The sequence below is a fragment of the Chlorogloea sp. CCALA 695 genome (genome assembly GCF_003003885.1).
In the GTDB taxonomy this organism is placed as follows: domain Bacteria; phylum Cyanobacteriota; class Cyanobacteriia; order Cyanobacteriales; family Chroococcidiopsidaceae; genus Aliterella.
This window is the reverse complement of record NZ_PVWN01000100.1, coordinates 1-9,345: the sequence shown is the minus strand read 5'-3', so window position 1 is coordinate 9,345 and position 9,345 is coordinate 1. Positions and strand designations below refer to the sequence as shown.

Genomic DNA, 9,345 nt, shown 5'->3' with positions numbered 1-9,345 from the left:
AAAAACATTTTGCTGAATGAGGGGATCCGCGCTTGGATGGCTCCTCAAGATCAGCCTCACGAACAATTCCAATTCCCTGAAGAAGTACTGCCTCGCGGTAATGCTCTCTAAATTGGTTTGAGTTGAAATAGGATGATAAAAAACCTCTACTAAAAAAGTAGGGGTTTTTATTTTTGTAGCCAACAATTACAAAACATTGTGTTATATTAAATGAAGGTGACAAACACCCAAAGCAATAAGCTTTGTCCCTGTGAGATTTACGCCGTAAAGGCAACAAGGAGGTGATGCCCATGATAGAAAGTAGTATATCCTTGGGTCATCAAGTTGAAATGAGCCGGCTGCGCGCCGGGGCTGTTCTCTAAATAAAGCTTAGGCTTGCTTGGAGTTCCTTCCGGCAGTCTGGTTTCAACTTGAAGATCCACTACACCGCTCTTACTAAAGGTTAACTGACCTTGGTAGGAGCGGATAGCTTTTTGTAGGGTTGTAAAAATCGCTGAAAGTATATCTCTTAACCTTCCTCCCTTGGGTTAGAGAGGAATAGAGATTTTTATAATTTAATTCCTAGCAATGTGCTATCTGAATCGGCGCAATAATAAAGAATTTGTAACTACGCTAACAGAACTAAAAGCCATCAATGCTCCGGCGGCGGCGGGGTTAAGTACAAAACCAAAACTAGGTAATAGTAAACCCGCAGCAATGGGTATACCTAGAGTATTGTAGGCAAATGCCCAAAATAGATTTTGGCGGATTTTTAGAAAAGTCGCTCGACTGAGAGTAATAGCCGCGACAACATCTGTTAAAGAGTCGCGCATCAAAACAATTTGAGCCGCTTCCATAGCTACTTCTGTACCTGCTTTAAGTGCAATACCAACATCGGCTTGAGATAAAGCGGGAGCATCATTAATACCATCTCCTACCATTGCGACATGGTGATTTTGGGCTTGCAGTTGTTGAATAGCTTGGGCTTTTCCGGCGGGGCGAACTCCGGCAATAATATCAGCTTTGCTTAGTCCTAATTGTGCGCCTACTACCTCGGCGGCTTCAGTAGTGTCTCCGCTCAATAGCACTACTTTTAAACCCATTGAGCGCAATTGTTTTATGGTATTATGCGCTTCGGCTCTCAGGGTATCGCTAACAGCGATGAATCCTAGGAGTTCACTGTTAAGAGCTACAAATACTACAGTTTTTCCCTTAGCGGCTAAAGCTATACTTTGCGATCGCACTTGTGCGCTAATATCAACGTTATTCTCACTGATATACTGGTAGTTACCTAACAAAACTTGCTTATTTTCTACTACCGCCGATACCCCCAAGCCTGGCTCGGTATAGAAGTCTTTAGCAATGGGTAGAGATATATTTTGCTCTTTAGCCGCTTTAGTAATCGCGGTAGCTAAAGGGTGACAAGCACCACTTTCGACAACGGCGGCTAATTGCAATAGTTCGCGCTCCGATAAATTATTTTTGGGAATAACTACAACATCGGTGACGGTAGGACGACCGCTTGTTAGAGTGCCAGTTTTATCAAAAACTACTGTATCTAGCTGATGGACTCGTTCTAAAACATCTCCACCTTTAATCAACAGTCCCTTTTGCGCTCCAACTCCCGTACCAACTAAAATCGCTGTAGGTGTAGCAAGTCCCATAGCACAAGGACAAGCTACGACCATAACGGCTATAGCTAGTTTTAAACTCAACAATAGTGGCGAGGGTTGCAGCAACGGGGTATTTACCAAGTGCTGGGCGTGGAGTGACATATCATGACTACCAATTTGTCCAGGTAGCAAAACCTCTGTCCAAATATGAGTACCAATAAAGTACCAAAATAAAAAAGTTAATATAGATGCGGCTAATACACCATAAGTAAAGTAACCTGCTACAGTGTCAGCTAATTTTTGAACGGGAGCTTTACGAGTTTGGGCAGCTTCTACTAAGGCGACTATTTGGGCTAAAGTGGTATCTGCGCCAGTACGAGTTGCTTTTAAGGCAAAAGCGCTTGACTGGTTCAATGTTCCGGCGGTGACGGTATCTCCTAGCTGCCTAATTACTGGAAATGCCTCACCAGTTAACATTGATTCGTCTACCATTGTGCGTCCCGCTACAACTTCGCCATCTACAGGAATTTTTTCCCCTGGTAGGACTTGTATCCATTCTCCTACTCGCACTTGAGACGCTGGAATTTCGACACTAGAGGCGGATTGAAAACTATTATCTAGAGATACTACTTGGGGTGCAATCAATCGTGCAGAGGGTGGTTGCAGTGCCAATAATTGCCTAAAGGCGCTAGCAGCTTGACTTTTGGCTTGTTGTTCTAAAGTTCTACCTAGCAAAATAAAGCCGAGGAGCATAACTGGCTCATCAAAAAAGCATTCCCAGCCCAAGGCAGGAAACAACAAAGCAATTACACTCGTGGTATACGCCGTTAAGGTTCCCAAAGCTACCAAAGTATTCATATTCGGCGCATTTCGTCGCCAGCCGCGCCAACCTTCAACTAGTATTGGTCTTGCTGGGATAAGTAAAGTAATCGTTGCGAGTCCCCAATGCAACCAAATGTTGTCTAATATAGGCAGCGATAATATACTTTCTGGCAAATGTCCTAAGCTAGAAAGAATCAGTAACAGGGATGCTAAGAATAATTGCTTTAATGCCGAACGCTTCTCGCGCTTTTGTCGTTCGCTAAAATCTTCTCCTGTCGGTGTTTTGCCTAGAGTGACATCACGGGGTTTAGTCGGAAACCCTACCGCCGTTAAACGTGCAGCTAATTCCTTCGGTTCGACATTGGTTTGACATTCTACTACAGCAACCTCTGTAACCAAGTTTACACAAATTGCGATCGCTCCTGGGTGCTGTGCTAATTGTTTTTCTACGGTTTTAACGCAACCTCCACACTTCATCCCTGTAATATCTAGGGTAATCGTCTTACTAGCTAATGGTTGGGGCGTTAATTTAGACGCAGAGGGGGCAAGTTGCATAAAATTTGGCAGATTGTTACAATACCTTAATACTTCTTTACTTTAACGCTTCGGAGCCAGCGATGAAGTAAATTAAGCTTAAGCAACTTGTTAAAAACCTTTGCCGTAGAAAAGTTTAAATCTATTAAAAAGTTCATCTTTTCTTTGTCTTTTTCAAAAATTAATAGAGTGATGGCTGATTTTAGTTTTTACTCTATATAATCATTGAGTTAAAAGTATGTGTAATTCCTGCTTAGAAAACTATGTAAGTTGTAGCAGGTTAAGTTGCAATTTTGCGATCGCATTTCCTTTTTAACTTACATACAAATAAAAAACTACCTGTCTTAGCAAGCAGTTTCTTACTTAATACTTTTTAAAACTTCCTTGAATACGTTACAAAACATTAGCTTTGTTAGGAAATTAGCCAAAACCCGTTTTTTTGCCAGTATTGTTTTCTTAGCGTCATCTCTAGTTGTTCGGAAGTAACTAATTTCTTTTCTAACAACAACTCCCCTAATTTTTTATTCTTTAGATATTGTTCTGCCAACACTTGTTCGAGTTGCTCAGGAGATATCAAATCTGCGTCTATTAAAATTTCGCCTAAACGAATATTTTGTTCCGTCAGGGCTTGGTTGACTTTATCAGAAGAAACTATTTGCTTTTCTACTAAAACTTCACCCAGCTTTTTACCACTTTCATTTTGGGCTACTAAAGCTGCTTGCAACTCTGTTGTCGAAATTAATCCTTTACGAAGCAACATTTTGCCTAGCATAGGTTTTGAAACTTGTTTCCGAGTTTTTGTAAACATTTCTCACCCTTTGAATCGGTATTTGTGTTATTGCTTCTAAGTTGCGACTTATACCTAAATGTACCAACGACATTTATTAACTTGGTGTTTTTTTATACAATATTTCTTGGGTAAAGATTTTATTATCTCTCATCTACACATTAGACCTCAATCATTTGGGAGAGTAATCTGTAGAAAGAAGTAAAGTTATGACTTTAATTTTATGAAGTTTTGAATAAATTATCAAGTAGAGCTACTGCCTAAAATAAATAAGCTGACTAGAGTGCCACTATTCCAAAGACTGTGAAGCAATATAGAAGCTAAAAGGTTACGCGATCGCGTGTACACAAATCCTAATACTACTCCTAACACCATCAACGGTAGTACCTCGGATAAGCTCAAGTGAGCGATCGCAAATAAGAAAGCACTAATTAAAATAGCTTGCCATACAGAGAAGTAACGAGTTAGAGAAGGTAATAAAAACCCTCTAAACAAAAACTCCTCAAATAGCGGTGCAGCAACGGCTGCTGTAAAAAAGAATATACCAAGAGCTATTTTATCTTGCCCTTCTAAAACTAGCGATAGTAGAGGATTACTGCCGCCAAGCCCTTGCCATAACTGTTGATTGATTAGGGATACGACTACAACTAAAGGCAGTGCCGCGCAATAGCCTCCTAGTCCCCACAAAACCCAATTTCCCCCCAGTTTGAAGCGAAACCAACTTGGCGATAAGGGTAAAAATTTCTTGATAGAAAAGTACAGCACTGTAACCGCACCGAAAGCTAAAAATAGATAAGTTGCTAAGGTATATAAAGCCTGGACTCTCACACTAGCTGCGCCTGGGTTTATTTGCAAGGCTGAAAATATTAACGGGACAATTATTTGCCCCATCAAAAAAAAGCCAACTATAAATACTTGCCAGACAGTTTCCCAATCCCAAGGCGTTGTCCAAACCAGTTCTCCATTTTGAGCAAATACAGATTCTTTGCCTTTTGTCAAGCGATTGATAAATAAATAAATTAGTAATATTAAACCAATTAAGCCAGTTACGGCAGGAATGCTGCTAATAATGGCTAGTTTTAGTAATGCAGCTTCTGCTTGCGCTTGTTCTTCGGCTTGGAGCGCCAATTGGGCATCCGGGCGTTGCTGTAGCTCGTAGAGTTGGGCTAGGGCGCGTCCTTGAAACCAACCTTCTAAGTTTGCTTGAATTAACACTTCCGCATCAGGAAGCAGTTGGGGGGGATTACTCCATAATCCCGTTAAAACGGTAGCTGTAGCGGCTAAAGAGTCGTCTTGAGGTGAATTAATGACATTGAGCCAGGTTTTGGCGGCTGGATCAGTTTGTTTTTGCTGTACTTGGAGAATCCCTAGACGTAGATTTAGTTCAGCAATTAATTTTTTGATTTGAGCAACAGATTTAAGTAATTGGGCTTGCTGTGAGGAGCGGGGAGAATCGATAATTGGGGCAATTTGCGAATCAGGCTTAGAAACACTATTAGAATTTTGTGCTAACTGCGCCAGTTGATTTTGTGCTTTGTCTAAATTCTTTTGCGCCGACTTTTGAGCATCAAGATATTGCTTAGTTGCAGCCTCTAAAGGTTTTTCGCCTAAGAGGGTTTTACTAGCTTTAACCAGATTTTGGTCAGTATTTTCTGGTGGCAATTCTTGAGCGCGAAGTAATAAGTTAGTTTGGTATAGTTCCAAGCGGCTTTGAATTTGGGGTTGCTGCCAACTTGCTACTAAGGCGCTCCCAGCTAAGAAAATTATTGCTAGAGTGAGCAGACTTAAAATTAACCGCTTAATCGTCATGAATCTTGAATTGCCCATAATGCGTGAAGCGTAGCTATCCCGTAAAGAAGTCGCCACAAGTTGCATTATCGCATTTTGTCTATGGATTAGAAAAAAATTGAGTAGCAAGCTAACACTCTGGTAAAATGACTGCGTTTACCGCCGCAGTTTGTAAGGCTATTACAGGAGAAAAAGATTGACTACTCGCGCGATCATTGTACGTCACGGTCAAAGTAGTTATAACACCGAGCGGCGCATTCAAGGGCGCAGCGATATTTCAACTTTGACTCAAAAAGGTCGTGATGATGCCTTAAAAACTGGTAAGGCTTTGGGTCATCTCCATTTTGCGGCTATTTATACCAGTCCATTACAACGAGCGAAAACGACGGCGGAAATCATCACACAGTGTTTAGTAACTCCGGCGGAAATTCAAACTGTTGATAATTTAAGAGAAATTGACTTGCCTTTGTGGGAAGGGATGCGATCGCAAGAGGTGAAGGATAATTTACCTCAAGATTACCGCTTGTGGAAAGAGCAGCCCGACGAATTTATGATGCTTTTACCCCAAAAAGACGGTAAAGAGCAAAAATATTTTCCAGTTTTAGCACTGTACGAACAAGCAAAGCAGTTTTGGCAAGAAATATTATCCCGCCACGAAGGGGAAACAATTTTAATTGTTGGGCATAATGGCATTAATCGGGCTTTAATCAGCTTGGCGCTGGGAATTGTCCCCAGTCGCTACCACTCTATTCAGCAATCTAACTGTGGTCTTAGCATCCTCAATTTTTCTGGTAATTTGGGGCAGAGCGTTCAACTTGAATCAATGAATCAAACTGGACATTTGGGCGAAGATTTGCCTTCATTGCGTCCCAATCATCGTGGTGTAAGATTGTTGCTGGTACGTCACGGAGAAACTGAGTGGAATCGCCAAACTAAGTTTCAAGGACAAATAGATGTGCCTTTAAATGATAATGGGCGATCGCAATCCTGTTTAGCTGGGGAGTTTCTCAAAGAGGTAGAGCTTGATTTTGCTGTTAGTAGTCCGATGCTGCGCCCTAAAGAAACCGCCGAAATTATTTTGCAGCCTCACCCCCAGATTGAATTGCAACTGTTTGATGGTTTAAGAGAAATTGCTCATGGACTGTGGGAAGGAAAATTAGAAACAGAAATTGAGCAAACCTATCCCGGAGAATTGGAGCAGTGGCGCACTGTACCGCAAGACGTACAAATGCCTGAAGGAGAGAACTTACAGCAAGTGCGCGATCGCAGTATCGAGGCTTGGCAGCAAATTGTTAGTTTCGCCTTGCAAAAGCAGTTACAGACAGGTTTAGTCGTGGCTCACGATGCTACAAATAAAGTTTTGCTCTGCCATATTTTGGGCTTAGATAATCAGTATTTTTGGAACTTCCGCCAAGGTAATGGAGCGGTGAGTGTAATTGATTATCCTCAAGGCTTAGATGGTTTACCAGTTTTACAGGCAATGAATATTACAACTCATTTGGGGGGTGGGGTATTCGATAAAACTGCGGCGGGTGCATTATAAATCAACCAATAAATGTTGATCGCAAGTTATGACAAGGGAATTGCTACAACAAGTCCGGGTAATAGATCCTGTTGCTAAAACTGATAGTATTGCTGACGTATTAATTGGCGATGGGGTTATAGAGGCAGTAGAAGATAATATTAAACAGTGGTCTAGCGATACTCAAGTGCGCGATTGTCGCGGTTTAGTATTGGGATCGGGGTTGATAGATTTATACAGTCACTCCGGGGAACCTGGTTTTGAAACCAGGGAAACTTTGTTGTCAATGCTAGAAGCGGCGGCGGCGGGAGGTTTTACTAGATTGTGTATTTTGCCCGACACCGTGCCTAGTTTGGATAATTTGTCAGCGATCGCCGGAATTGAACAAAAAAGGCGACAATTAAAAGCTCACTTACCCAAAATCTATATCTGGGGAGCATTGACTCTTGGTGTCCAAGGGCAGCAAATGACCGAACTTGCCGAACTTGCCACCGGATCTGTAGGTTTTGCTGATGGTACTGTGACAAATTTGGCACTGCTAAGGCGGTTATTGGAGTACGTACAGCCGCTAAATAAACCTGTTGCCCTGTGGTGTTGCGATCGCCAATTGGCAGGTAATGGGGTGATGCGCGAGGGGACAGACTCAATTATTTTGGGTTTGGCCGGCAATCCCGAAATTTCCGAAACAACGGCAATGGCGGCGGTATTAGAATTAGTGGCAGCAATTGGTACTCCAGTACATATTATGCGCGTTTCTACGGCTCGTAGCGTCCAGCTAATTGCTCAAGCCAAAGCCCAAGGTTTGCCAATTACCGCCAGCACTAGCTGGATGCACTTATTACTTGATACGAAGTCGCATTACAACTACGATCCTAATTTACGCCTAGAACCACCTTTAGGCAACCCGCGCGATCGCACCGCATTACAAGAGGGGGTACGTTTGGGAATAATAGATGCTATTTCTCTTGATTTAGCTCCCTATACCTACGAAGAAAAAACTGTTTCTTTTGCCGAAGCACCGCCGGGAGTAATTGGGTTTGAACTAGCAATCGGCTTGCTATGGCAGTGTTTAGTAGAAAATGGTCAATGGTCAGCTTTAGAACTATGGCGATCTCTTAGCCTCCATCCGGCTACTTGTTTGCAACAGACTATTTCAGAAATTTGTCCTGGTAATCCCGCCGAACTTACTTTGTTTGCGCCTCAGCAATCTTGGTTAGTAGAACCATTAGCCCTAAAATCTCTTGCTATTAATACTCCTTGGCTAGGGCAAAAAATTACTGGGCGCGTGGTGCAAACTTGGGCGGGTCAATTTCCTTAATCTACTTCACCGAGACGGTTGGGGGGCCAAAAGCGCACTACAGCGCGACCAATGATCTGATTTTTGGGTACAAAACCCCACATATGACTATCACAACTATTGTTGCGATTATCGCCCAGCATGAGGTAAGAATTTGCTGGCACAGTAATCGGACCTAACTCATAATTGGGCGCATCGGCGATATATTCTTCTGACAAAGCGCGATCGTTGATATAAACTCGCCCTTGAGTAACAAAAATTTTGTCGCCAGGTACGCCAATTAAGCGCTTAATGTAGGCATCTTTGATTTTGGGAACTTCTGACTTATTGGGGTTGGGACTCCAAATATCTACTGCTTCTCCGGGAATCAGTGGTTCACTTTGCGAACAAATTTTAGCGGTATTAGGAGGCATAAATACTACAATGTCTCCTCGTTGTGGTGCTTGGAGGCGATAACTCACTTTATCGATAATTAATTTGTCATCGACTTGCAACGTTGGTAACATTGAGCCTGTAGGAATCCAACGCGCTTCAGCTACGAAGGTACGAATTCCCAAGGAAAGAATAATACTCAGGGCGATTGTTCTACCTAGTTCGCCTAGCCATGAACCTTCACGTTCTGTTTGCGACTTGTTATTAGACACTTGCTTTGACTGGCGGGACATATATATTAAATAGCCTAATTAGGAAGTTTTTACTTAATTTTTCCTAGAAACTCTACTACATTAAGTTTAATGTTTTTTGGGTCAATAGGTTGATTTTGGCAGGATTATAACTCCTAAAAACTATCTTAATTTTTAGGTAGTGCCACGAAAGTAATGATAATTGCTAGAGTAGGCACAGACTGTAATATTCAATGATATTCAATCTTGAATCCCACCTGTACCTCTGCTCAAATCGTCAACAACGGGCGAATCCACAACAGCAAACAACGATTTTTGTGTAGAGAGTGTAGGCGACAATTTGTGCAACAACCGACACGGAAAATAATTGACGCAGCTAG

7 protein-coding genes and 1 pseudogene are annotated in these 9,345 nt (G+C 42.1%); 4 read left to right on the top strand and 4 right to left on the bottom strand.

The window, feature by feature from the left end:
• Positions 1–111, top strand: a pseudogene (locus tag C7B70_RS24240) (photosystem II D2 protein (photosystem q(a) protein)); the annotation flags it as partial.
• 461 nt (positions 112–572) lie between these two features.
• Here the strand turns inward: C7B70_RS24240 and C7B70_RS24235 are convergent.
• The 3 genes from C7B70_RS24235 to C7B70_RS24225 all read right to left on the bottom strand — a co-directional run bounded on the left by C7B70_RS24235 (position 573) and on the right by C7B70_RS24225 (position 5,610).
• Positions 573–2,969 carry a cation-translocating P-type ATPase gene (locus C7B70_RS24235; protein WP_106371480.1) on the bottom strand — a complete coding sequence of 799 codons (2,397 nt, stop codon included), beginning with the start codon at positions 2,967–2,969 and terminating at the stop codon, positions 573–575.
• Positions 2,970–3,360: 391 nt separating this feature from the next.
• Positions 3,361–3,756, bottom strand: coding sequence for a hypothetical protein (locus tag C7B70_RS28085; RefSeq protein ID WP_106371479.1), 396 nt, complete (start codon positions 3,754–3,756; stop codon positions 3,361–3,363).
• A gap of 222 nt (positions 3,757–3,978) precedes the next feature.
• Positions 3,979–5,610, bottom strand: coding sequence for a type II CAAX prenyl endopeptidase Rce1 family protein (locus C7B70_RS24225; protein WP_233221118.1), 1,632 nt, complete (start codon positions 5,608–5,610; stop codon positions 3,979–3,981).
• Positions 5,611–5,719: 109 nt separating this feature from the next.
• Here C7B70_RS24225 and C7B70_RS24220 point away from each other — a divergent pair, with 109 nt between their 5' ends.
• Both C7B70_RS24220 and C7B70_RS24215 read left to right on the top strand, forming a co-directional pair.
• Complete coding sequence (locus tag C7B70_RS24220; RefSeq protein ID WP_106371477.1) at positions 5,720–7,066, top strand: histidine phosphatase family protein; 1,347 nt, start codon at positions 5,720–5,722, stop codon at positions 7,064–7,066.
• Between the two features lie 28 nt (positions 7,067–7,094).
• Positions 7,095–8,363 carry a dihydroorotase gene (locus tag C7B70_RS24215; protein ID WP_106371476.1) on the top strand — a complete coding sequence of 423 codons (1,269 nt, stop codon included), beginning with the start codon at positions 7,095–7,097 and terminating at the stop codon, positions 8,361–8,363.
• On the opposite strand, the gene lepB is transcribed toward C7B70_RS24215, so the two are convergent.
• The gene (lepB, locus tag C7B70_RS24210) at positions 8,360–9,007 is read right to left on the bottom strand and encodes a signal peptidase I (RefSeq protein WP_106371475.1); all 648 of its coding nucleotides are present in this window, start codon (positions 9,005–9,007) and stop codon (positions 8,360–8,362) included. The two genes, C7B70_RS24215 and lepB, sit on opposite strands and share 4 nt — an antisense overlap.
• 204 nt (positions 9,008–9,211) lie before the next feature.
• On the opposite strand from lepB, the gene C7B70_RS28965 reads away from it, so the two are divergent.
• Positions 9,212–9,345: IS1 family transposase (locus C7B70_RS28965; protein ID WP_339376707.1), on the top strand; the 134-nt coding region annotated here is incomplete at its 3' end.